The organism is Candidatus Binatus sp., assembly GCF_036567905.1.
Classification (GTDB): domain Bacteria; phylum Desulfobacterota; class Binatia; order Binatales; family Binataceae; genus Binatus.
This window is the reverse complement of the sequence record NZ_DATCTO010000047.1, coordinates 1-23,988: the sequence shown is the minus strand read 5'-3', so window position 1 is coordinate 23,988 and position 23,988 is coordinate 1. Positions and strand designations below refer to the sequence as shown.

General features: G+C 62.8%; 26 protein-coding genes. 9 read left to right on the top strand and 17 right to left on the bottom strand.

All coding sequences use genetic code 11. The features are described from left to right. Positions 1-16 precede the first annotated feature (16 nt). On the top strand, positions 17-1,075 hold the full coding sequence (locus VIO10_RS07775; protein WP_331961867.1) for an aminopeptidase: 1,059 nt from the start codon (positions 17-19) through the stop codon (positions 1,073-1,075). Here VIO10_RS07775 and VIO10_RS07770 read toward each other — a convergent pair. Continuing rightward, the gene (locus VIO10_RS07770; RefSeq protein WP_331961864.1) at positions 1,072-1,695 is read right to left on the bottom strand and encodes an alpha/beta hydrolase; all 624 of its coding nucleotides are present in this window, start codon (positions 1,693-1,695) and stop codon (positions 1,072-1,074) included. The genes VIO10_RS07775 and VIO10_RS07770 overlap by 4 nt on opposite strands. Before the next feature lie 86 nt (positions 1,696-1,781). Here VIO10_RS07770 and VIO10_RS07765 point away from each other — a divergent pair, with 86 nt between their 5' ends. From VIO10_RS07765 to VIO10_RS07755, 3 genes are all read left to right on the top strand, one after another. Beyond that, positions 1,782-2,237, top strand: coding sequence for a Mut7-C RNAse domain-containing protein (locus tag VIO10_RS07765; RefSeq protein ID WP_331961861.1), 456 nt, complete (start codon positions 1,782-1,784; stop codon positions 2,235-2,237). Between the two features lie 117 nt (positions 2,238-2,354). Next, a complete protein-coding gene (locus VIO10_RS07760; protein WP_331961858.1) occupies positions 2,355-3,629 on the top strand; it encodes a hypothetical protein in 1,275 nt (424 codons plus the stop codon). A gap of 9 nt (positions 3,630-3,638) precedes the next feature. Then, complete coding sequence (locus VIO10_RS07755) at positions 3,639-4,301, top strand: O-methyltransferase (RefSeq protein ID WP_331961855.1); 663 nt, start codon at positions 3,639-3,641, stop codon at positions 4,299-4,301. Positions 4,302-4,346: 45 nt separating this feature from the next. Here VIO10_RS07755 and VIO10_RS07750 read toward each other — a convergent pair whose 3' ends face one another. From VIO10_RS07750 to VIO10_RS07705, 10 genes are all read right to left on the bottom strand, one after another. Then, positions 4,347-4,658, bottom strand: a complete 312-nt coding sequence (locus tag VIO10_RS07750; protein ID WP_331961852.1) for a chaperone modulator CbpM — start codon at positions 4,656-4,658, stop codon at positions 4,347-4,349. Positions 4,659-4,674: 16 nt separating this feature from the next. Beyond that, positions 4,675-5,808 carry a J domain-containing protein gene (locus VIO10_RS07745; protein WP_331961849.1) on the bottom strand — a complete coding sequence of 378 codons (1,134 nt, stop codon included), beginning with the start codon at positions 5,806-5,808 and terminating at the stop codon, positions 4,675-4,677. 69 nt (positions 5,809-5,877) lie between these two features. Continuing rightward, positions 5,878-6,066, bottom strand: a complete 189-nt coding sequence (locus VIO10_RS07740; RefSeq protein WP_331961846.1) for a CcmD family protein — start codon at positions 6,064-6,066, stop codon at positions 5,878-5,880. 13 nt (positions 6,067-6,079) lie between these two features. Further along, positions 6,080-6,793, bottom strand: coding sequence for a cytochrome c biogenesis protein (locus VIO10_RS07735; RefSeq protein ID WP_331961843.1), 714 nt, complete (start codon positions 6,791-6,793; stop codon positions 6,080-6,082). A 24-nt stretch (positions 6,794-6,817) separates the two neighbouring features. Next, positions 6,818-7,489, bottom strand: a complete 672-nt coding sequence (locus VIO10_RS07730; protein ID WP_331961839.1) for a heme exporter protein CcmB — start codon at positions 7,487-7,489, stop codon at positions 6,818-6,820. 5 nt (positions 7,490-7,494) lie between these two features. After that, entirely contained in the window at positions 7,495-8,196 is a 702-nt protein-coding gene (gene ccmA, locus VIO10_RS07725; protein WP_331961836.1) for a heme ABC exporter ATP-binding protein CcmA, read from the bottom strand. Further along, entirely contained in the window at positions 8,196-8,714 is a 519-nt protein-coding gene (gene ccmI / locus VIO10_RS07720) for a c-type cytochrome biogenesis protein CcmI (protein WP_331961833.1), read from the bottom strand. The genes ccmA and ccmI overlap by 1 nt, the downstream gene beginning before the upstream one ends. 3 nt (positions 8,715-8,717) lie before the next feature. Then, positions 8,718-9,242 (bottom strand): cytochrome c-type biogenesis protein, encoded by a 525-nt coding sequence (locus VIO10_RS07715; RefSeq protein ID WP_331961830.1) that lies wholly within the window; start codon positions 9,240-9,242, stop codon positions 8,718-8,720. A gap of 5 nt (positions 9,243-9,247) precedes the next feature. Next, positions 9,248-11,272 carry a heme lyase CcmF/NrfE family subunit gene (locus VIO10_RS07710; RefSeq protein ID WP_331961827.1) on the bottom strand — a complete coding sequence of 675 codons (2,025 nt, stop codon included), beginning with the start codon at positions 11,270-11,272 and terminating at the stop codon, positions 9,248-9,250. Positions 11,273-11,287: 15 nt separating this feature from the next. Beyond that, positions 11,288-11,752 (bottom strand): cytochrome c maturation protein CcmE, encoded by a 465-nt coding sequence (locus tag VIO10_RS07705; protein WP_331961824.1) that lies wholly within the window; start codon positions 11,750-11,752, stop codon positions 11,288-11,290. Between the two features lie 195 nt (positions 11,753-11,947). On the opposite strand from VIO10_RS07705, the gene VIO10_RS07700 reads away from it, so the two are divergent. After that, complete coding sequence (locus VIO10_RS07700; RefSeq protein ID WP_331961821.1) at positions 11,948-12,580, top strand: class I SAM-dependent methyltransferase; 633 nt, start codon at positions 11,948-11,950, stop codon at positions 12,578-12,580. A gap of 107 nt (positions 12,581-12,687) precedes the next feature. After that, complete coding sequence (locus VIO10_RS07695) at positions 12,688-13,428, top strand: nucleoside phosphorylase (protein ID WP_331961818.1); 741 nt, start codon at positions 12,688-12,690, stop codon at positions 13,426-13,428. A 314-nt stretch (positions 13,429-13,742) separates the two neighbouring features. On the opposite strand, the gene lpxA is transcribed toward VIO10_RS07695, so the two are convergent. The 4 genes from lpxA to glgB all read right to left on the bottom strand — a co-directional run bounded on the left by lpxA (position 13,743) and on the right by glgB (position 17,786). Continuing rightward, positions 13,743-14,573 (bottom strand): acyl-ACP--UDP-N-acetylglucosamine O-acyltransferase, encoded by an 831-nt coding sequence (gene lpxA / locus VIO10_RS07690; RefSeq protein ID WP_331961815.1) that lies wholly within the window; start codon positions 14,571-14,573, stop codon positions 13,743-13,745. Further along, positions 14,570-14,758 (bottom strand): DNA gyrase inhibitor YacG, encoded by a 189-nt coding sequence (locus VIO10_RS07685; protein WP_331961812.1) that lies wholly within the window; start codon positions 14,756-14,758, stop codon positions 14,570-14,572. Before VIO10_RS07685 ends, lpxA begins: the two co-directional genes overlap by 4 nt. A 126-nt stretch (positions 14,759-14,884) precedes the next feature. Then, complete coding sequence (locus VIO10_RS07680) at positions 14,885-15,535, bottom strand: hypothetical protein (RefSeq protein WP_331961809.1); 651 nt, start codon at positions 15,533-15,535, stop codon at positions 14,885-14,887. 49 nt (positions 15,536-15,584) lie between these two features. Further along, a complete protein-coding gene (glgB, locus tag VIO10_RS07675; RefSeq protein WP_331962017.1) occupies positions 15,585-17,786 on the bottom strand; it encodes a 1,4-alpha-glucan branching protein GlgB in 2,202 nt (733 codons plus the stop codon). Positions 17,787-17,850: 64 nt separating this feature from the next. On the opposite strand from glgB, the gene VIO10_RS07670 reads away from it, so the two are divergent. Beyond that, a complete protein-coding gene (locus VIO10_RS07670; RefSeq protein WP_331961806.1) occupies positions 17,851-19,119 on the top strand; it encodes an alkyl sulfatase dimerization domain-containing protein in 1,269 nt (422 codons plus the stop codon). Positions 19,120-19,401: 282 nt separating this feature from the next. On the opposite strand, the gene VIO10_RS16300 is transcribed toward VIO10_RS07670, so the two are convergent. Beyond that, positions 19,402-19,572: a GIY-YIG nuclease family protein gene (locus VIO10_RS16300; RefSeq protein WP_331961803.1), complete on the bottom strand. Its 171-nt coding sequence runs from the start codon at positions 19,570-19,572 to the stop codon at positions 19,402-19,404. Positions 19,573-19,722: 150 nt separating this feature from the next. Then, positions 19,723-21,990: an excinuclease ABC subunit UvrB gene (gene uvrB, locus VIO10_RS07660; protein WP_331961800.1), complete on the bottom strand. Its 2,268-nt coding sequence runs from the start codon at positions 21,988-21,990 to the stop codon at positions 19,723-19,725. Between the two features lie 330 nt (positions 21,991-22,320). Here uvrB and VIO10_RS07655 point away from each other — a divergent pair, with 330 nt between their 5' ends. Both VIO10_RS07655 and VIO10_RS07650 read left to right on the top strand, forming a co-directional pair. Then, complete coding sequence (locus VIO10_RS07655; RefSeq protein WP_331961797.1) at positions 22,321-23,052, top strand: hypothetical protein; 732 nt, start codon at positions 22,321-22,323, stop codon at positions 23,050-23,052. A 402-nt stretch (positions 23,053-23,454) separates the two neighbouring features. Next, on the top strand, positions 23,455-23,988 hold a 534-nt coding region (locus tag VIO10_RS07650), incomplete at its 3' end, for an OmpA family protein (RefSeq protein WP_331961794.1).

The window sequence follows — 23,988 nt, the reverse complement described above, 5'->3', positions numbered from 1 at the left end:
GGTATCTCTGCTGCGCTTGGCAGCATTGGTCTTCGCGCCGTTTGTGCTCGGCGGATGCTACGCGGGTTACCTCGCACGCGCCGCGTACGAGGAGGGTCGAATTCTGTGGAACCGCAGGCCGATTGGCGACGCGCTCGCCCGCGCAGATCTTCCGGCGGACATTCGCGCGAAGCTGGAAACCGTGCTCGCGGTCCGCAAGTTCGCCGCCGAAGAACTCGGCCTCAACGTCGGCGGTGCCTATCAAAGCATCGCGCACGTGGATCGAAGCGCGATCGTCCACGTCTTGATGGCGGCGCCGCGCGACTCGCTGGAGCCGTACACATGGTGGTTCCCGATAGTAGGCCGCGTGCCGTATCGCGGCTATTTCGACGAGAGCGATGCAACCGCCGAAGCGGCGGTGCTCGAAGCGCAGGGGCTCGACACGATGGTGCGGCCGGCGGCTGCGTTCTCGAGTCTGGGATTTTTCAACGACCCGCTGCTGTCGAATCTGCTCAAGCTGGATCGCGTCGAGCTGGCCGGCGTGATCATCCACGAACTGTTCCATCGCACGTATTATCTGGCGGGCGATGCGATGTTCGACGAATCGGCCGCCAACTATGCTGGCAGCGCAGGCGCGGTAGCTTTTTTCGCGGCGACTGACGGTGAGTCGGCGCCCGCCACAATCGCGGCGCGCGCCGTCCTGGAGAGCGATTTCAAGTTCGCGCGCTTTCTGCTCCAGGAGCAGGCGCGCCTGCTCGACATTTATATGCCCAAGCCGCCGAAACAGGAGCTCGACAAGCGCCGCGAAGCGGCCTTCACCGCGATCAAGGCCGACTACGCTGCGCTGGCGCCGTCGCTATCGGGACTCGAGCGCTTCGACCTCGACAAGCAGCCGCTGAACAACGCCGTGCTGGTGAACTACCTGATCTACTTTCACGATCTCGACAACTTCGCCGCGCTCGATCGGATGAATCACGGCGACTTGCGCGCGACGATCGCGCAGATCATTTCGATCGCGAAGGCGAATCCCTACGATCCTTTCTACGCCATCTGGGAGACGACCCGCGCGGCTCCCGCGCCTTCCGGCGGTAGCTAGGTTGCGAGCGCGGCGGCGATTGCGCGCGACAGTTCCGCTTCGCGGCCGCCAAAGAAATGATCGGCGCCGGCTACGATCTCGAGTCGCGCCGATTCACCGATTTGCGACCTGAGCGTTTTCAGCCCCGCGACCGGCGAGTACGAATCGCGATCGCCGGAAACCAGCAACACGGGCTTGGATGCGCCATCGGGAATGCGCGCGTCAGCCATCGCCAGCGGCAGCGCGACAGCGATTATGCGCGCGATCTCCGCGCGTGCGTATCCTGCGCTCACCGCGACCATCGCGCCGAACGAATATCCTGCCATCACGGCGCCCGCGTTGCGCACGCCGGGCTGCGCCAGCATATACGCCATCGCCGCCACCGCGTCATCGACTTCGCCGGGACCGCCGTCATGCTCGCCGTCGCTGGCGCCGACGCCGCGAAAGTTGAAGCGCAAGGTCGCGTATCCGGCCTGCCACATCGCCGCGAGGATCGCATCGACAACGTTGTTGAACATCGAGCCGCCATAGGCAGGATGCGGGTGACAGACCACCGCTGCGGGCGCATTTGCGCCTGGATTGGCGAGCAGGCCTTCCAACCTCAACTCGCCGGATCGAAACGACACCTGAGTTTCCTGCATCGCGCGCCTCTCAAAACTTAAACTGTCACTTTATATTTTCCCGGACTGCGCTCTCGTCGATCGCTGATATAATACAGTCCATCGCTATGGATGAAACTCCCCGACTTGCGGCTGACCGGATGCTGATGCGGTTGGCGCGATGGCTGCGGCTGCTCGGCGCCGACGTTATTACGGACGCGTCGCTGACCGGCGCTGAGCTTCTGAAGATCGCTCGCGCAGACAACAGAATCCTGCTGACCCGCGATAAACGCCTTCGAACCGCGGCCGGCGTTTTCTTCGTCGAGGGCAACGCGATCAGAACTCAGTTGCGCGAGGCTGTCAGACGCTTCCGGCTCGACCCGCGAGCGATTGCGCTGACGCGATGCTCACGATGCAACCATCTGCTGACCCCGGTCGCGCGTGAACTCGTGTCGCGGCGAGTGCCGCCCTACGTCTTTGCCGGCCACGATCGATTTGCCCAGTGCCAGGAGTGCGGCCGAATCTACTGGTCGGAGACGCATCCGGAGCGAATCCATGCGATGCTGGATTCAATCGCGTTCTGACGTCCCGACCCGCCGCCGCGGGGTGGCTTTTCCTTTGCATTGCATTAAGGGAGCATCGGCGACTATAAGAATTGCGGGGATCTCAGATTCGAGTTACTGATTAGGAGCTGGGGGAAAATGTTGAATTTCAAGGCTTTTCCATCTGCGCTCGCGATTCTGCTCCTGACTCCACTGAGCGCGCACGCGGTTTCGCTGACCCTTAGCGGAACCAGCGCCAGATTGCAGGCGGACGACACGCAGGCGGTCTATGCCAGCGACAGCAACGGCGTCCCGACGCTGATCACCGGAATCGGAATGCCGGCGCCCGGTGGCGGCGCCGTAACCGAAGTCGGCGTGCCCTCGATGATGCCCGATGGACGCGTGATCTTTGGCGCCGAGACGCAGCCCAAGGACACCAAGCTCAAGCCCAAGTGGAATATCTTCATCGGCAATGCCGATGCCATACCGAGCCATCGCATAATCATGGCGCTCAATCCCAAGGCGATGGCCGGTGATTGCAATCCCGCATTCCAAGGCGACCCATATCCCAGCGCAGACATGGACGAAAATATTGCATTCATGTCGATAGTGCCGCACGGCCGCGACGGGCTGTTCTTTTATTCGCACGGAAAACTCACCTGCATGGTGAAGGCGGGTGACAAAACCAATCAAGGGCACGAGATCGCAGTGCTGAGCTTCGGCAGCCCGCAAATAGGCGACGACGGCCAGGTCGTGTTCACCGGCTTTCTCGGCGAGAACGCGAAGCCCGCTGGACATCGTCAGGCGCTCCTGCTTGCTTCGGCTGCGGGCGGTGTTACGGAGCTTGCGGTCGAAGGCGAATACGGACCCAATCACACGCTCTATCAGCGCCCGTTCGGATTGCCGGCAGCATTGCCCACTCCGCTTGGGATGATGGTCGCGTTCACGGCCAAGTCGCCCAGCGGCGCGGCGCTGTTCCTCTACAGCGGCGGTTCAATGGCGAGGATCCTGCCGACCGGCACTCTAACGTCGGTCGGTCCGGTGTCATATCTGTCGGAGGGGCGCCCCGGTTTGATGGCTGACGGAACGACCGCGGTGCTCGCCGGATGCGCGCGCATGCCCGCAATTTTTCGGCTGAGCCGCCAGCGCCTCGATTTGCGCATTCAGCGCGGACAGCTAACGCCCTTCGGCACCGAACTCGAGTCGCTGGGCGACCCGGTGCTGACGGCTTCCGGTGCGATGTTCATCGGGGCCACCGATTCCGATGATCACGAAAAGCTCTATGTGCTGTCGCCTGACGACGCATTTTTCGAGGTCGGCGACTCCGAACTGATCTACCGAATCGCGATGGGCGCGCGCAAGCATCATTCGATCTTCACCGGCACCTTGACGGTGAATCAGCACGGCGACTTCGCCTATCTCGGCGGCCGGTAAGCAGCGGGCATGGCGCAACCCTCGCGCTTTATCGCGCTCACTCCCAAACTCCACGAATACCTGGTTGCGCACGGGCACAACGGCGATCCGATCCGCGCCGAATTGGCCGCCGAGACCGCAAAATTGGGGCAGATTAGCACCATGCAGATTGGCCCCGAGCAAGGCACATTCATGGCAATCCTCGCCGGCGCGATCGGCGCGCGCTCCGCAGTCGAGGTCGGCACCTTCACCGGCTACAGCGCACTCTGCGTGGCTCGCGCATTGCCCGCCGACGGCCGGCTTCTGTGTTGCGACGTGAACGAGCAGTGGACCGGCATCGCGCGCCGCTATTGGGAACGGGCGGGCGTCGCGAACCGGATAACACTCAAGCTGGGGCCCGCGGCCGACACGCTCAACGCGATCCCGGTTTCGCATGCCTTCGACTTCGCATTTATCGACGCCGACAAGTCGAGCTACCCAATCTATTACGACGAAATTCTCAAGCGCCTGCGTCCGGGCGGACTCATCCTGATCGACAACGTGCTGTGGAAAGGCGCAGTCGTCGATGAAGCGATAAAGGACGCGGACACGCGGGCGATTCGCGCACTCAACGATTCCATCGCGCACGACACGCGCGTCGAGGCCGTGATGCTGGGCGTCGGCGACGGCCTCACCATCGTTCGCAAGAAGTAACCGCGCGAGCCGCGGCTCTCTCACTCGGGCGAGCTGATCTCGCCTCTACCGCCCCATCTGATCCAGCAAATGCAGGATCACGCCGATCCCCGGGATATTCACCTCGAGTTCCTCGCCGAGCGTGCGAATTACCCGGACCCGCCGCAACGCCTCGCGATCGTAGAGCGCGTCGAGCCGTCCGCGCACCCGCTCCACTCGAACCGGCGCGATCAGATCCTCGCGCTCCCACGACGCCAACTCGCGCTCGCTGATTCCGCCGATCGAGCAGAACACGCTCCTGCTCATCAGGACCACTTTGCCGCGATCGGCGCGTCGATGGGTCGAAGTCGGGCTGGTGGTTGAAGATCGCCGCGCCATTGCGTTCAGCTCTGCGTCACTTCGACGCCATCAGTTCCGCCCGCGGATCGGCAATCCCGCGCGCCTTGAGACTGTCGGCCAAATCCTGCATGAGCGCGCGCTCCTTGGCGCTCAAGTCGGTCGGCGCGAGCACCTTCAGCTCGTAGAGCAGGTCTCCCGCAGGCTCCTTGCCGCGCGCCGGCAGTCCCCGCCCGCGCAACCGCATCACCCGTCCGGCCTGGCTTCCGGGAAGAATCTTGAGCGACACGCGCCCTTCAACCGTCGGCGCGGTGATTTCGGCGCCGAGCGCCGCTTCGTAGTCCCACACCGGCAAACTGACACGCAGGTCGCGCCCCGCAAGCGCGAACACCGGGTTCGGCTCGATTCTGACCGTCAGGAAGAGATCGCCATTCTGATCGGGACGCGGTGCGCGGCCGCCCTGCCCCTTCAAGCGCAACTGCGTGCCGTCCGCCACCCCCGCCGGGATTGTGACTTCGAGCGTGCGCCGCGCCTGCACCACGCCAACCCCGCCGCAGGTCGGACAAGGCTCGGCGGAGCGAATCACGCGCGCCTTGCCCTGCTTTTCCTCGCGCGCGATCATCCCGCTGCCGCGGCAGGTGGCGCATTCGTCCTCGGCGACGAGATCCAGCCGCCGCTTCGCGCCCTTGACCGCATCGGCCAGCTGGATTCTGACTTCGGCGCGAAGATCGGGCGCGCGCGCCGGCTCGGCGCCCGCGCCGCTGGCGCCGAAATCGAAGCCCGAAAATCCGCGTGACGAGCCGCCGCGGCTGCGTCCGCCGGCGCCGCGTCCGAAGCCGCTTGCTCCGCCGCCGCCGAAGAATTGCGAAAAGAAATCGCTGAAATCGCCGCCGCCGAAATCCGCGCCCGCGCCGGCCGCCGATTGCTGCCGCGCGTAGCGGCGCATCATCTCTTCCTGCGATACGCCGTGCTCCCAATCGGCGCCGAGTTCGTCGTACTTCTTGCGCTTGTCGGCGTCGCCGATGACCTGGTAGGCCTCGTTCAGTTGCTTGAATTTGGCCTCGGCATCCTTGTTGTTGGGATTTACGTCGGGATGGAATTTGCGGGCGAGCTTGCGGAAGGCACTCTTGATTTCCGCCTCGCTGGCTTTCCGCTCGACCCCGAGAGTTTTGTAGTAGTCGCGAAATTCCATCTGGAATACTCAGTCGGGAACATTCGCCGCCTCAAATACTATACTCACTTGGCATGCTCGATCGGCATATCAAGCATCGGATCGCGGCTCCGGCGGACCACCGGCCGCCGAGTGCTCCGTCAGCGCCGCCATCCGCGCCTCCAGCGTGCGAAGTTCCGCGTCGAGCGCCGCCTGGCGGCGCCAGATGAACATTACGTAGAGGAAAATCACAACGAAAATGATGCTATACGCGGCGAACAGGTATCCGAAATGTTCCATCAGCTCAACTCCATTACCTCGGGTCGGATGCCGCCGCGGCCGCCAGCGCGATCCCGCCGGCCAGCCTGCCCATCCTGCTTCGCGTCCGCAACTGCGTGAATCGCAGCATCAGGATCCACGCCCACAACACCGTAAATGCCGTCAGCGACACCAGCAGCGTCCAGATCATCCGCGGATCCTCCAACCCATGGCCGCCCTGCTTGGTAACCAGCACCGCGGGATGGATCGTGCGCCACAGCCGCACCGAAGCGATAACGATCGGCACGTCCAGCGCGGCGACGATTCCGATCACCGCCGCGAAGCGGGCTACCTGCGGCGTGTCATCGGCGCTGGCGCGCAGCATCAGGTAGCCGCCGTACATCAGCCACAGGATAAAAGTCATCGTCAGCCGCGAGTCCCACGTCCACCACGTGCCCCAAATCGGCTTGGCCCAAATCGACCCCGTGACAATCATCAGCGTGCAGAAGATCATCCCGGTTTCGGCGGCGGCGTAGCCCAGATCGTCCCACAGCTGATCGCCGAGCCACAGGTAAAATATCCCCGCTATCGCGACCAGCCCGAACGACGCGAACGCGACCCATGCAAGCGGGACGTGAAAATAAAAGATCAACTGCGCGATTCCCATCTCGGCATCGGGTGGAACGTAGTCGAAGACCATGAACAGCGACGCCAGCATCAGCGCCAGCGTCGAGAATCCGAGCCAGTTGCGAATCGTGGGGTTGTTCATGGCGCCACCGGTCTTTTCCTTTCGTCAGTCCCCGCCTACCACATGCTCGAACAGCAGGTAACCGGCGGTGACGAACAGCACGTCGAACGCGATCATGATCTTCAGCCAGTCGCCCATCGACTCGAGCGGCGCGCCCGCCAGCGCACCCGCACTCGCCTTGACGCCCGCAATCAGCGCCGGCACGAAAATCGGCACCGCAAGAATCGGCAATAGCATATCGCCGCCGCGAGTGCGCCCCGTGATTGCGGAGAGCAGCGTCGCCAGCGCCGAAAATCCGATCGCGCCCAGCACCAGAATCGGCGCCAGCCGCGCGATCGATGCGTCGAAGTCGAGATTGAAGAACAACACCATCAGGATGACCGCGCCAACCTCGGCCACCGCCATGAAGATCAACGCGGCCGCGAGTTTCGCCGCGTAGAGCGTGGCGGGATCGAGCGGGCTGAGCAGCAGGCCGCGAATCGCGCCGTTGTCGCGCTCGGCCAGCAGCGCGCGATTGGCGCCCAGCATCCCCGCGAACACCATCGCGACCCACAGCGCGCCCGCCGCCGCATCGACGCTGCGCACCCGCGCCGCGCCCAGCGCGAACACCAGCACCACCAGCACCAGCATCGACAGCGCGAGCAGCGCCAGCGTGCTCTCGCCGCTGCGCAGTTCGAGGCGCAGGTCCTTGCGCAGGACGGCGGCAAATCCCGACACGGCTTCTATCTGCCCAGCAGCGAGCGGATTCGCCCGCCGCGCCGGACCTCCTCCTTATGCGCATGCTGCATCAGGCGGCCGCGCGAGATTTCGAACACCGCCAGCTCGACGCCGTCTATTTCGGGGATTCCATGGGTAGTTGCCAGCACGCAGGCGCCGCGTTCGACCGCGCCGCGAATCAGCGCCGCGACGATTTCGGCGCCGTCATGGTCGAGCGACGCAAACGGCTCGTCGAGCAGCAGCAGCGCCGGCTCGGCAAGCATCGCACGCGCCGCCGACAGGCGCTGCTCCATCCCGCGCGAGAACGCACGCACGCGGGTATCGGCAGCGTCGGCCAGTCCGACCCGGCCGAGCCATTGGCCGGCGGACTCGCGCGGGTCGGCCAGCGAATACAGTTCAGCGTAAAATTCGAGATTCTCCCGCGCGGTCAGATTCGGGTAGAGGAAACTCTGATGCGCCATCAGGCCGATTCGGCGCCGATAGCGCGCCGCGAGCCTGCGCGTGTCCTGCCCGAAGACCAGCGCGTGGCCGCCGCTCGGTGCTTCGAGTCCGGCCAGGATTCGCAGCAGGGTGGATTTCCCGGCGCCGTTGCCGCCAACTATAAACGCGCCCGTGCCCGCCAGCAGCCGCAATTGCACTTCGCGCAGGACCGGCGCCAGGCCGTAAGTCTTTGCCAGGCTGCGAGTCTCGACGACGGGCGCCGACATCACTCCGTCCAGGCGGCCGCGCCGCCGATCGGCTTGATCGCAAGGCCGCACTGCGCGCAGAACTTCGAGTCGTCCTCGGCGCGTGCTCCGCATTGCGCACAGAAGCGAATCTTGCGCCCCGGCGACGGCGAGGATTGCGGCGGCGGCGGTTCGGGGTGCGCGACGGGCGTCACCGGTCGGCGTGGCGCCTGCGTCACAGGTGCGGAGGAAAGCTTCTTCGGGTTTGCGGCCCTGCCGGTCTGCAGGCGGAACTTTTCGACCGCGGCCATCGCGGTCAGCGCCCGCTCCTCGAGCGCCTGGTGCATCGATTCGTAGTCCGCGTCGGACAGCTTGCCCATCTCGCGATCGAACTCGAGTTCGCGAAGACCCTGCACCGCCAGCCCGCGTTCATGCTCGTCGCGCTCCGCTTGAAGTTGGCCCGGCGATTTGGCGCGCGCTCCGACGAGCCCGATGCCGAGCGGAGCCGCCACGAACAGTGCGACTCCGGCGACAATTAGCGCGGCGGCAAGAATGAACATCGGTTATCTGCGCTCCTTGAGTTCGCTTTCGAGTCTGCGCCTGAGTTCGGGATCGAATGACGACGGCTCCCCGGCCGGTTTCGAGCCCGACGGCGCAGACGGCGAATTGGAGCGCCATCGCCCGACCACGAGCGCAATCAAGCCGCCGCCGAGTACCAGCGCGATAAAAGGCATCGTCCAGGCGAGCAGATTGAAGCCCTCAGCGGTCGGCGCGGACAGAATTTTCTCGCCGTACTTGTGGCGATAGAAGGCGATTATCTGCGCACGGCTCATCCCTTTGCGGATCATGGCGTCTATCTCGGCGCGGATCGGCACTGAAAAGCTGCAGGTCGGCATATTGCAGTTGGCGACGGTGAGACCGCATCCGCATTGACAGGTCAATCCTTCGGCAACCTCCGCGGTGGTTGTGGTTTCCGCCGCAAATATTTCCCGTGAAACGTTTCCTGGTTCAGGAGAAAGAAAAACCAGCAGCGCGACCACGATCAACGCGAGCCGCGGCGACGATGCGAATGCGACTGGCGAACGCACCGGGCTCAATCGCCCCCGGGAGCGGCCAGGTCGGCGAGGTCGCCGGTGGCGGCGGACGAGCGGCTCAGCACGGTCGCGATTGCGGCACGCTCGCGCACGTTGGGCCACATCACAATCACGGTGCCGAGCACCATCAGCAGGCCGCCAGCCCATAGCCAGAACACCAGCGGCGTCAAAAACACTTCCAAGGTCGCGGTCTGACCGCTCTCGTCGATTCCGGCCAGTACCACATAGAGGTCGCTTAAGGGAGTCGAGCGGATTGCGACTTCGGTCGCGGGCTGCTGCGCCCGTATGTAGAAAAGCTTGGCCGGCTTCATCACGGTGATTTCGCGGCCGTCAGCGCCCAGCACCTCGACGCGTGCGGTCGCGCTCGCGAAATGACTCGTGTCGACCTCGGTGAACCCCAGGAAGCGCAGCCGGTACGAACCAATCGTAAAGCTGTCGCCCTCGTGCACGCTCTTTTTCACTTCGGTGCGGAAGAACGACGAGCCGACGATTCCGACGAACGCGACGATCACGCCGACGTGGATGACGTAGCCGCCGTAGCGGCGGTTGTTCTTGGCAACCAGATTGACCAGCGCTTTGGCGCGCGGCTCGGCCATCATGTGGCGGCGCGCGTTCATCCCGCGGCGAAACTCGACCAGTACGGTGCCGATCACGAACGCGCCCAATGAGAAGGCGGTAAGCACGTACCATTGGCGCAATCCGGCCGCGGCGCAGGCGATCCCGGTCGCGACCCCAATCGCGACCGGCGCGGCGAAACTGCGCACCAGATTGTCAGCGGTCGTGCGCCGCCACGCGATCAGCGGTCCGATCCCCGTCAGGAACACCAGCCCCAGCGCCAGCGGTGCGATGACGCGATTGAAGAACGGCGGGCCGACGGTAATCTTCACCCCGCGCACCGCCTCCGACAGCACGGGAAAGATCGTGCCCCAGAAAACCGCGAACGTGATCCCGACCAGGATGAGGTTGTTGAACAAAAACGCGGCCTCGCGCGACAGGTACGACTCAAATTCGGCGGGACTGCGCAATTGCTTCGAGCGGAAGATCAAAAGTGCGGTGTAGGCCAGCGTCACCGCTACCAGGAAGCTCAGGAAGTATGGACCCAGGCCGGATTCGGTGAACGAATGCACCGACGAGATGACCCCGCTGCGCGTGATGAAAGTGCCGAACAGCGTGAGTCCGAATGCCAGTCCGATCAGCGACAGGTTCCAGACCTTCAGCATGTCCTTGCGTTCCTGGATCATCACCGAATGCAGGTACGCGGTCATCACCAGCCACGGCATGAAGGCCGCGTTCTCGACCGGGTCCCACGCCCAGTAACCGCCCCAGCCGAGAACTTCGTAGGCCCAGCGCGCGCCGAAGATGTTGCCGAGACTCAGAAAGAACCAGGAAAAAATCGCCCAGCGGCGCGTCGAGCGAATCCATCCGTCGTCGAGTTTGCCGGTCATCAGCGCGGCGGCGCCGAAGGCGAACGGAACCGAGGTGCTGACGTAGCCGGTGTAGAGAGACGGCGGATGTATCGCCATCCAATAGTTCTGCAGCAGCGGATTGAGGTCGGCGCCTTCGGCGGGAATCGTCGCAAGCAGATCGAACGGACGGGTGACGAAATTCAGCATCAACAGAAAAAAAATCGCAACGCCCGCCAGCACCGCCAGCGCGTAGGGCGCGGTGTCCGGATTGCGGCGGCGATTCTGGAACGCCGCTACCGACGTGAAGATCGCCAGCAACCAGGTCCAGAGCAGCAGCGAGCCCTGCTGCCCGGCCCACAGCGCGGTGATTTTGTAAGCGGTCGGGAGCGTGGTGCTGGAATATGAGGCGACGTACTCCAGCGAGAAGTCGCTGCGCAGCAGGGCCACCCACAGCACCACCACCGCTATCGTGACCATCGCGCACATCGACCAAATCGCGTGACGCGCGCTGACCACGAAGTCGGGCGCATTGCGGCGCACGCCGTAGATATTCGCGACGATGGAATAGACGGCGAGAATCAGCGCGATCGCCAGTGCGAGGTTACCCAGTTCCGGCATCGGTAAAATCCGCCGCTATTGTGCTTGTTTGGGCTTGTATTTGGAAGCGCAACTGGTCATCACCTGCGTCGCGGTGATAACGCCGCCCGCGCCGAGCTCGCCCTCCACGATAACGTCGCGGCCGGGCGCGAACATGTCGGGCTTGGGCTCGCCGGCCGCGACGACCCTGAACGAGACGGGATCGGTCGCGACGGGATCGGTCGCGACGACAGGTTTGATCGGCGCGGTGTCGGCATTGAGATCGGGAATCGGCACGATCTCGAATTTCAGGGTCAGCGTGTTTGGCTCCCAGTTGACCGTCCCGGGCTTGACGCGGCCTGCAACCCGGATCGCCTGCCCGCCAAGCTCGCTCTGGCGCGCGGCCACTTCAGAAACGGTCAGGTAGTATTCCGACGTGGTGCGCATCGCATTGCCGATAAGGTAGCCGATCGCCAGGATGATCAGTCCCGCGCCGATGAAAAATCGTGGACGTATGTTCATTTTTTAATTTCCCAGATTCATCATGATTGTTTCAGGGGGCGCAAGCGCAAGCAACCGCCGCAGTGGTGCCTTCTGCTACACTAGTGCCGAGTTGAAGTCGAAGAGAAGACTTGGATTTGAAACGCACACTGGGTTTCGTTTTCGTTTTTCGTTGCTTCCTGCGCGATTAAGCGGTATCGCGAAACTGGTGCCTCGATGGATATGAAGGAACATTGGGAAAAAGTTTACGGCGCCAAAGCGCCGGATCAGGTGAGCTGGTTCCGCCCCCATCTGGAGACTTCCCTTGCTCTGATTGAACGTGCGGGGGGCGATCGCTCGGCATCGATCATTGATGTAGGCGGCGGCGCATCCAGTTTGGTCGATGACCTGATTGCCAGCGGATACCGGAACATCACAGTTCTCGATATCTCACAGGCGGCTCTCGATCTCGCAAAAAAGCGCATAGGCAAAGCTGCGCAATCCATCCATTGGCTGCATGAAGACGTGACCCAAGCGAACCTTCCGGCTCATTCATATGACATCTGGCATGATCGGGCCGTTTTTCACTTCCTGACGCAGCCGGCGCAGCGACTCGCTTATGTTCGCAACGTCGTCTTGGCCGTCAAACCTGGCGGTCACGTTATAATCAGCACCTTTGGCCCCGAGGGTCCCAAGCAGTGCAGTGGCCTCGAGGTAATCCGCTACGACGCCCAATCGCTTCACCAGGAATTTGGCCGGCGATTCCGCTTGATCGAAAGCTCCAAGGAATTGCACGACACGCCGTTCGGGACCACGCAGCAATTTCTGTACTGTTATTGCACATTGGAACCAGAACCAATTCCGCGATAGCCCCAGCGCCACGCTATAGGTGATCCTGCTCCATGCCCGATAATTCGAAGCTTCCGATTCTAGACCACCCGCTCAAGCAACCAGCCGTGTTCACTGCCCGCAACCTGATGGCCGATGTCCGCCGTGCCCGGCGGATTCCAGACGGCGTCGTTCCCCCGCTCTGTGTTCTTGATTTCGACGGAGATCTCACCGATTGGCTTGTTCAAAAGGGCATCGCCAGGCCGTTTCCGTCGTGGCCGTGTTTTCACACGACCATGTTTGCAATCGAAGTCGAAGGCGTGAGGTGCGGAATAATTCCGCGAACAATCGGCGGACCCTATGCGGTCTTAATTGCCGAGCAATTGGACGCGGCGGGAGCCCAACTGATTATCGGGCTGACCTCCGCCGGTCGAGTGTCTCCCGACCTGCCACTCCCGTGCTTGGTGGTTGTCACTGGCGCGATTCGTGACGAAGGAACGTCTTACCATTACCTGCCTGCAAGCAGGGAGATTGCCTGCTCCGCGCCGGTGCTGCCACTTCTTGAGCGGGAGCTTATCGAGACCGGCTGGACCGTTCGCTCCGGCAAAGTCTGGACCACCGATGCTCCATATCGGGAGACGAAACAGCAGCTTCAATGCTGGGCGAACGAAGGCGTTCTCGCGGTCGAGATGCAGGCAGCGTCTTTATTTGCTTTTGGTGTGACCCGGGGTGTCGCCGTCGCTTGCGTTGCGATGGTCAGCAACGCCGTCGATCATGACGGGCGGCAGTTCGACACCGGCTCACAGGAAGACGGGCTGCGGATTCTCAAAGGCTGCGCCCGCGCGTTCAGGGATGAACTACTCAGCCTTACGCCGGATCGTCCGTCGTGATACCCGATCGAGTATGGACAACAGTCGGATTGCTGTACGCTCGCGCACTCGCCGCAAGGGCCGCGCGGCGACCGCCATCGGCGACAACGATACACTCGCTTCCGGCAGAATAATTTTTGACGGAACAAAGCTAGCCCTAGAGCGTTGCCGCCCCAAAACCACAAGGGATTGTATAAACGGCCCTCTTCCCGGCCAATCGGCCAGTCAGAATTTGCAGCGCCCATTCGCACAGAGGCCACAAGGCGACGGTGAAGAGCAAGGTCTCCGGGGTCCCTCGACTTCGGCAGCCTCCGCTGGGGATGACGGAGAAGGAATCAGCCGTCTTCGGACGATTCGGAATCGGAGCGTGAGTCCAGCGGGCCGAAGGCGACGCCGCGCTTCGAGGCGCGAATAAAATCCACCATCTCGATTACTTCGGGCGCAAGGTCGCCGGATTTCTCGAGTCTCTCGATTGCAAGTTTGAGATTCTGGCGCGTGCCGAAGAGCGCTGCGAAAGCGTGCCGGAGCGCATGAATCGACTTCGACGAAATTCCCGCGCGCTTGAGTCCAACGACATTGATCCCGCGCAGGGTATGGGTGCCGTCCATGATGCAGAACGGCGGCACGTCGCGGCTGGTGCGCGACAGACCGCGCATCATCGCGAGCCGTCCGATGCGAGTGTACTGATGCACGACGCAGTTGCCCGAGACCAGCGCGCGGTCGCCGAGCTCGACCCATCCGGCGAGCAGCGCGCCGCCGGCGATGATGGTCGAGTTGCCGATTCGGCAATCGTGCGCAACGTGCGCATTCTGCATCATGAAGTTGCCGTCGCCCATGATGGTGACGTCGCCGCGCTCACTGCCGCGATGGACGGTGGAATATTCGCGGAAGATGTTTCGATCGCCGATTTTCACCGAGCGTGCGCCGCCGGTGTAAGTCAGGTCCTGCGGCTCGTCGCCGATTACCGCGCCCGGATGAAGCACGTTCTCGGCGCCGAGTTCCGTGACGCCGAGAATCGTAACGTGGCCGATCAGACGGGTGCGCGCACCGAGGCGAATTTTTCCGTCGAGCAGGCACAACGGACCGACCTCGACGCCCGCGGCCAGCTCGACCTCGCCGCTCACCACCGAAGTCGGATGAATCCGCGCCGCCGCGTCACGCGTCAATTGAGGAGCCTGCGCTTTTTCAGATCGTCGTGATGCTCGTTGTCGGCGCCCTTCGAGCCCTCCACCTTGTAATCGCCCGAAGCCCACGTGCCCAGGTCGATCATCTGGCATCGCTCGGAGCAGAACGGACGAAAGCGATTCCGGGACGACAGGTCGGCGGGCTTTTTGCAAATGGGACACGTCATCGTGAGCTACCGTGCTCAAAGAAAATTGTCAGATGAACGCGCGCTGCGCAACGAGGTGAGCCAAGTTCCGCACAACCCTCGTGGCGCGCAACGCGGCACCCTGGCTCGGGCGAGGCAGGAATCGGCTCAGAAAACGTCGGTGCCGCATCGATCGTCGCCGCCCGAAGCCTGAAAAACACCCACGCCGAAGTTGTACGCAAAGCGCTCGAAATAGCAGAGCTGCTTCTCGTGGGCGGGACCCTTGTAGATCAGCCTGACGTGGACTTGCAGGTTGGATTTGCCCGCCGCGACCGCCTGGTATTTGTCAGGCGGCAGGGAGACGTAGAAGTAGTGCGGTACATTTGGCGACAGAATTCCCGCGTCTTTCGCCGACATCGCGTCGGCAGGTTTGACGACCCTGCCATCGATCACCGCATGTACGGACACGATCGCATCGAGGGCGGGGATACTTCCGAAATTTCGAAAATTGACCGAAATCATCGGATGCTGCGCGTCGGTCGCCTCGAAGGTAACCTGCTGGACGCCGAGGAACGGGCGATCCGCAACGGCAAAGATCGTGCTGGTGAGCATCGCCGTGCGCCAGGTGGCATAGGCGCTGAAAAAAGTGGCGAGCACCATCAGGATCGCCATGAAATCGCCGAGTTTGATGACCTGCGCGAGCTTGGCGAGTTGGGAGCGCTCGGTGCGCAGGATGTCGCGATCGCGGCGCTCGGCGGACGATTGGATATGCGGCGGCTCGCTGGGATGCGGTTGAGATTCGTTTTTCTGGTCGCCCATTGCGGACTGTATAGCGCGGGCGCCCGCCGGTGGGAATGGACCGGCTGCGCTACGGAACGGAGAACCAGATCACCGCAAGCGGCGGCATCTGGATCGCGATCGAGTGCGAAAATCCGCGCCACGCAGTCGCGGTGGCCTCAACCCCACCCATGTTGCCGATGTTGGACCCGCCATACGCAGCCGAGTCGGTGTTGAGAATCTCGCGATAGAATCCGGGGCCGGGCACGCCGACGCGATAGCGGCTGCGCGGCAGCGGCGAGAAATTGCATACGCATACGATGCGGCGGCCGGTACTCGGCGCCACCCGCATGAAGGCAATCATGTTGCGGTTGGCGTCGTCCGCGTCGAGCCATCGAAAGCCGGCCGGATCGGCGTCAGCCTCCCACAGCGCGGGCTCGTCGCGGTAGATGCGATTGAGGTCGCGCACCAGCACCTGCAGTTCGCGATGGTCGGGATAGTCAAGCAGGTTCCAGTCGAGGCTCGAGTCGTGATCCCATTCGCGCCACTGGCCGATTTCCTGGCCCATGAAGATGAGCTTCTTGCCCGAGCGCGCCCACATGTAGGCAAACAGCGCGCGCTGATTGGCGAATTGCCGCCAGCGGTCGCCGGGCATCTTGGCCAGCAGCGCGCGCTTGCCGTGCACCACCTCATCGTGAGAGAGCGGCAGCACGAAATTTTCGCTCCACGCGTAGAGCAGGCCGAAGGTGAGATCGCGATGATGGAAGCGGCGATAGATGGGATCGAGCGTGAAGTACTCCAGCGTGTCGTGCATCCAGCCCATGTCCCACTTGAAGCCGAAGCCCAGTCCGCCCATGAACACCGGGCGGCTGACCCCCGGCCACGCGGTGGATTCCTCGGCGATCATCATGATGCCGGGGTTGAGGCGGTACACGTCCTGGTTGAGCTTCTTGATGAATGAGATCGCGTCGAGGTTCTCGCGCCCGCCCAATGCGTTGGGAATCCATTCACCTTCGCGCCGCGCGTAGTCGAGGTAGATCATCGAGGCGACCGCGTCAACCCGCAGGCCGTCGGCATGGAACTCGCCCAGCCAGTAGAGCGCGCTGGCGGTCAGGAAGTTGCGCACCTCGGCGCGGCCGTAGTTGAAGATGTAAGTGCCCCATTCGGGATGATCGCCCTGGCGCGGATCGGCGTGCTCGAACAGCGCGGTGCCGTCGAAGCGGCCGAGGCTGAATTCGTCCTTGGGAAAATGCGCGGGCACCCAGTCGAGGATCACGCCGATGCCGCGGCGATGCAGTTCGTCGATGAGGTAGCGCAAGTCGTCGGGGCTGCCGTAGCGCGAGGTCGGCGCGAAATAACCGCTGACCTGGTAGCCCCACGAGCCGGTGAACGGATGCTCCATCACCGGCAGCAGCTCGACGTGGGTGAATCCCATGCCGGTCACGTAGTCGGCGAGCATCGGCGCCATCTCGCGATAAGTGAGCGAGCGATTGTCCTCCTCGAGCACGCGCCGCCAAGAGCCGAGATGGACCTCGTAGATCGAAACCGGGCTTTTGATCCATTCGCGCCGCGCCCGCTCCGCAAGCCAGTCTGCGTCGTGGAATTCGTAGCTCGATTGGTAAACGACCGAGGCCGTCGCGGGCGGCGCTTCCATCCGCTGCGCGAAGGGATCGCTTTTCATCAGCAGGCTGCCGTCGCGCGTGCGAATTTCGTACTTGTAATTGAATCCCGCGCCGACGCCGGGGATGAACAGCTCCCACACCCCCGAGCTGCCGAGCGTACGCATCATGTGGACCCGCCCGTCCCAGCGGTTGAAATCGCCGATCACGCTGACCCCGCGCGCGTTTGGCGCCCACACCGCAAACGACACGCCGCGCACGCCATCCATCTCGCGCAGATGCGCGCCGAGCTTGTCGTAGGCGCGATCGTCCTTCTGCTCGCCCCACAGATGAAGATCGAGCTCGCCCAGCGTCGGCATGAACGAGTACGGATCGTGAATCGTGATCGATTCGCCGTCGGGGTAATGAATCCCGAGCCGATACGGGAAAATCGAGATGCGGCCCTCGACCACCGCCTCGAACAGTCCGGTTGCGCCGAGCGTGCGCATCGGCCGCGGCGCGTCGCCCGCAACCAGCAGGTCGATCCGCGCCGCCCCCGGGCGAAACGCGCGGACCACGATGCGCTTGCCCTCGAGATGCGCGCCCAGGATCGAATGGGGATCGTGATGCTGCAACGCGAGCAGGCGGTCCAGATCCTCTTGTCGCGCGCTCGACTCGATGACTTCAGCCTTCATTTCCAAGTGCGAAGTCTAAACGATAGATTCGTCGTAAGCGACCCGCATCCGCAGGAGGCCGACCATGAGTTCCACGCCCAACCCCAGCCAACCCAACAACCTGCCCGGCTTCGACCCGCTGATGGGACAGCTCGAAGTGCTCGAGCCGGGAATCGCGATGTTCCACGGCTTCGCCAACGTCGCGTTCGCGTACGGGCGCGGCGAGATGATCGTCGTCGATACCAGCTCGCAGCAGATGGGCGCGATGGCGGTGCGCGCGATTCGCCAGGTCAGCGAGGAGCCGTTCGCGTTCCTCATCTACACGCACGGCCACGGCGATCACGCCTTCGGCACCGAGGCGTTCATGACCGACGCGATCGCGCGCGGGCATGCGCGGCCGAAAATCTGGGCGCACGAGCAGGTCGCCGCCCGCTTCGAACGCTACGCGCTGACCCGCGGATGGCAGCGGCATATCAATCGGCTCCAGTTCGGCGGCGCGTTCGCCGCCGAGCGACTGTTCGAGCCCAACTCGTTCACGCACCCCGACCTGGTTTATCGCGATGAACAATTTCTCGACCTGGTGGGCGAGCCGGTCGAGCTGCATCATGCGATGGGCGAGACGGACGACGCGACCTGGGTCTGGATGCCGGCGCGGCGCCTCGCAATGGTCGGCGATTTGATCGTCTCGTCGATGCCGAACACGGGCAATCCCAACAAGGTGCAGCGCTACACGCTTGAATGGGCGCAGGCGCTCGAGGCGATCGCCCAACGCGGGCCGCGTTACCTCCTGCCGGGCCACGGACCCGTCTATCGCGGCGAGCAACTATGCGCCGAAGTGCTGCGCGACACGGCGCGGGCAATCCGCTTCATCCATGATGAAGTCGTGCGCCGGCTCAACGCGGGCCAGTGGCCGGTGGACATCGTCGAGGCTGACATTTCAATTCCGGCCGAGCTCGCGGACAAGCCGTACCTGCGACCGATTTACGGATGCGTCGCGTTCGTGGTGCGCGACGTTATCCGGCGCTACGCCGGATGGTGGTCAGGCGAGCCGTCGCAAATGTTCCCGGCGACGCGCCATGAACGCGGCAACGACCTCGTCGCGCTCTGCGGCCGCGGCGCGATCGTCGCAAAGGCGCGCGCACTCAAAGATGCGGCCCAGCTCAGGCGCGCGCTGGCGCTTGCCGAGATCGCGCTCAATGCGAATCCGTCCGACCATGAAGCGATCGGGTTGAACGCCGAGATACTGGAGGCGATGGCGGCCGGCGAGCGATCGTTTATCGCGCGCAATTTTTTCGCCGGCGCCGCCCGCCAACTCCGCGCGCGCGCGCCCGTTGGCACGGGTAGCCAGTGTTAAGGCCGCCCGCCGTTGGCGGGCGCGGGCAGGGGCTGACCTCCTTCGACTTCGCTCAGGGCGGGCTCCGTCGAGGGGACCCCGGCTCTTTCCTTTCCGTCATCCCGAGCGAAGCCGAGGGACCCCGGCTCTTCTCGTGAGGCCCATAGCGTCACTCGGAACTCAGATCGTTCCACGCCGGATTCATCGACTCGATCAGCTTTATCTTTTTATCCCGTCTCCAATTCTTCAGTTGCTTTTCGCGTGAAATCGCCGCGGCTGGATCCGCGAACTCCTCGAACCAGACTAGCCGATGAACGTTGTAGGATGAACGTTGTAGGTGGCGGTGAAGCCTGAAATCTCCTTCATCTTGTGTTCGTCAACTCGGCGACGGAGATCGTTCGTAACTCCGATGTAGATCGTGCGAGATGGACTCGCGACGATGTAAACGAAGAAGGACCTTCCTGCTGAGCGCATCACTGACCTGACTATCTCGAATGGAGCGGAGCCGGGGTCCCTCGACTCCGGCAGCCTCCGCTCGGGATGACAGAATTGAGTCGCTTATTCCGTCATCTTTTTGTTGTGTCATCCCGAGCGTAGCCGAGGGGACCCCGGCTCTTTCCCCCGCTACTTCGGGGCGTCGGGGATCAGCTTCAGCTTGCCTTGCTTGACGGGACGGTTGGGGCGCATGGCGCCCGCGGCGGCGCCGGTCGCCGCGCCCGCACCGCGCCGCCCTCGAGTCTTCACCGGGACGCCCTTTTCGCTGACGTCCTTTATCTTGTGCCCCTCGAGCCTGCCCCGCGCCGCATCGCTGGCGTGTTGATGGGCGGAGCCGGGCGGAGCGGACGGCTGCTCGGAACGGCGCGGCTGATCCATCCCGAAGGCGCGCCGCTCGAGCTTCTTTATCTGATCGCGCAGATCGGCGGCCCGCTCGTAATCGAGTTTTTCCGCCGCGTCCATCATTTGCCGCCGAAGCGCGGTGATCCTGTCGGGCAACTCATGCGCCGGGATGAACTCTTCATCCGCCGCCTGGTCGTCGCCTATTTCGGGCACCACCGCCCACTCGGGCGAGTACATCTCGACCAGCGACGCGTCGATCGCCTTGGTGATCGAGGTGGGCGTGATGCCGTGCTGCTCGTTGTAGGCGAGCTGCTTGGCGCGCCGGCGATAGGTCTCGTCGATCGCCCGTTCCATCGATTTGGTGACGACGTCGGCGTACATGAGTACGCGCCCGTTGATGTGGCGAGAGGCGCGGCCGGTGGTCTGAATCAGCGACCGGGCCGAGCGCAGGAAGCCTTCCTTGTCGGCGTCGAGAATCGCCACCAGCGACACTTCGGGCAGATCCAGACCTTCGCGCAGCAGGTTGATTCCGACCAGCACGTCGAATTCGCCCTTGCGCAGGCTGCGGATAATCTCGACGCGCTCGATAGTCTCGATGTCCGAGTGCAGATAGCGCACGCGGACGCCGAGGTCGTGGTAGTAGTCGGTCAAATCCTCGGCCATCTTCTTGGTCAGGCAGGTCACCAGCACCCGCTCGTTCACCGCGACGCGTTTGTGGATTTCCTCGAGCAGGTCATCGACCTGCGTGCCGGCCTTGCGCACCTCGATTTCGGGATCGATGAGTCCGGTCGGGCGAATCAGTTGCTCGACGACGAGCCCCGATGATTTCTGCAGCTCGTAATCGCCCGGCGTCGCCGAAACATAGACCGCCTGCACCACGTGCGATTCCCACTCCTCGAAATTCAAGGGGCGATTGTCGAGTGCGGAAGGCAGCCGGAAGCCGAAATCGACCAGCACCTGCTTGCGCGACCGATCGCCGCGATACATCCCGCCAATCTGCGGAATCGTTACGTGACTCTCGTCGATGAAGAACAGCGAATTGTTCGGAAAGTAGTCGAGCAGCGTCGGCGGCGCCTGTCCGGGCAGCCGTCCCGTCAGATGGCGCGAATAGTTCTCGATTCCCGGGCAGAAGCCCATCTCGGCCAGCAGCTCGAGATCGTACATCGTGCGTTGCTCGAGGCGCTGGGCTTCCAGCAGCCGATTCTCGGTGCGGTAGAACTCGAGACGCTCCTTCAGTTCGACGCGGATGTCCTGCACCGCGATTTCCATCCGGTCCGAAGTCGTCACGTAATGCGACGCCGGGTAGATCGCGACGCTCTGCAGCTTGCGAATCACCTTGCCGCGCAGCGCGTCGATTTCGTACAGCGCCTCGACCTGGTCGCCGAAGAATTCCACTCGCACCGCGCGCTGCTCTTCGTAGGCCGGAAAAATCTCGACCGTGTCGCCGCGCACCCGAAACGTCCCGCGATGAAAATCGTAGTCGTTGCGCTGATACTGGATATCGACCAGCTTGCGCAGCATCTTGTCGCGGTCGATGGTCTGCCCCTCTTCGAGGAACACCAGCATCTCGAAGTACACCTCGGGTTCGCCCAGGCCGTAGATGCACGAGACCGACGCCACGATCAGCACGTCGTTGCGCTCGAGCAGCGCCTTGGTGGCGGAATGGCGCAGCTTGTCGATCTCATCGTTGATGCTCGCGTCTTTCTCGATAAACGTGTCGGTCGAGGGAACGTACGCTTCGGGCTGATAATAGTCGTAGTACGAGACGAAGTAGCGGACTGCATTTTCCGGGAACAGGCTCTTGAACTCGTTGTAGAGCTGCGCGGCCAGCGTCTTGTTCGGCGCCATTACCAGCGTGGGCCGGTTCACCCGCGCGATCGCGTTGGCCATCGTGAACGTCTTGCCCGAGCCGGTGACGCCGAGCAGGACCTGATGCCGGACGCAATCGTTCAGGTTGCGGACGATCGATTCGATCGCGGCCGGCTGGTCGCCGTCGGGCTTGTAACCCGAGACCAGCTGGAAACTTCCCTCTTTGCCGCGCGCCAGTGAGAGCATGATGAGCGACGCAGTCTAGCAGGCTTTCCGCTCTCTTTTTAGTATTCGGAATCAAGCTCAGCCGGGTTTTGCGGTTGCCGGCCCGGCCAACCGAAATCTGACGGTCATGCACCCTTTTGGGGAACACGAACTTACTCAACCCGAGAAAACGAGTGCGCAATCCGCGGATCTGCTAGGATATGCTGGCAAGGGATCGATGGCATATCGATTGCTCCTTCAGTTGAGCTTGGCCGAGAACTAGGAAAAATCACAGAGGAGAAATCAAATATGAAGCACGCGAAAGCCATACTAGCCGGCGCGATTGCGCTACTCGCGGCTGCGATGCCCTCGATGGCGATGGCGCAAACGCCGTGGGGAAATGAATTCCAGAATTGGCTGGCCAATCATCCAAACGCCGGCAACCAGCTGCACCAGAACCCATATCAAATCTATGATCCGGGCTGGCGCGCGCAGCATCCCGAAGTTCAGCAATACATTCAAAGCAATCCCAGCTTCTGGAACGGAATGCGCTTGAACGGAAACCAGTATTTTGGCCCGAGGCTCAACGAGTACCTCAACAACCATCCCGGCGTGGGTGCGCAAGTACGCGCCAATCCGGAGCTGCTTTACGACCGGCAATTCCGCCGCCAGCATCCTGGTTTGCAGGAGTTCCTCCAGAACCATCCCAACGTATGGCGGAATTTCGCGGCCGGGGGGCCAGCCTCAGGTCCCGGCGGCTGGGGCGCCTACGACCAGAATCGTCAGTGGCGCAACGCCGACTGGTGGCATCAGAACGATCCCGATTGGATGTACAGGAACCATCCCGAGTGGGCCGAGAATCATCCCGACTGGCGCGCAAACGACGGTGACTTCGACGACAGTCACGTCTGGCACAATCGCGGCTGGTGGAACAACAATCACCCTGATTGGGTCCAGAGACATCATCCCAACTGGAACAAGCACGAGCAGCATCAGGCTGCCAAGGAACAGCAGCATCAGGAAAAACAGCAGGGGCATGAAGCCAAACAACAGGGCAATGCGCAGAAGCAGGGCCACCATAAGGGCGACCAGGGCCACTATTAATTCGACTCAGATGACCGCGCCGAACACCGTCGCTGCAGGCATTCATAGCGTCGTATGAGCCGAGCGTGACCGGGAAACCGCGGCAACTTCAGCACTACTTATCCACAGAAACCCCCGGGCTGCGCCGAGAGCGCCGGCCAGCCCGGGCAAAAAATCTCGCCTTTCACCCCCCGCACATGTTGCATTCTTGTTACCAATATAACTATATTTCCCCCGTCAATTGGGTGGGCTCGTTCCGGTTAGCGCATGTTTGAGGCTCAGGGGCAAGCGAGGGGTTCGCTTCGCTCATAGACGCACTTGGGTGAGGAGGAGTTCATGAGACTGAAATCAAGGCTTTTAAATGCGGTCGCTGGCGTCGCGTGTGCGGCGCTAATCGGCTCCAGTTTGAGCGGTTGCGCAAATTTGCAGAAGCCACGCTCGTGGGGAACCTGCGCGATCGTCGGAGGAGTGCTCGGCGCAGGCGTCGGCGCAGCCTCGGGAATCGTCATCGCTGACAAGACTTCGGGGCAAAATTCCCCTAGCAATTCCACCAGGGTTTATGCCGGTGTGGGTGGAGCAGTCATAGGCGCCGGACTCGGCGCGTTGGCAGGTCACTACATCTGCGATCCGCTGATTCCGCCACCGCCGCCACCACCACCACCGCCACCAGCGCCGCCTCCTCCTCCGCCACCGCCTCCGCCGCCTCCGGTCAGGCAGAAGCTGGTGCTGCGCGGCGTGCATTTCGACTTCAACAAGTCGAAAATCCGCCCGGGTGATGCCGCCGTTCTGGACGAAGCCGCATCAACTCTGAAGGCCAATCCGAACGTCACCATCAACGTCAACGGCTACTGCGACGCGATCGGCGGCGAGGAATACAACTTGAAGCTGTCTGATCGACGTTCAGACGCCGTGGTGGACTACCTGGTGAAAGCCGGAATCCCGTCGAGCCAGTTGATT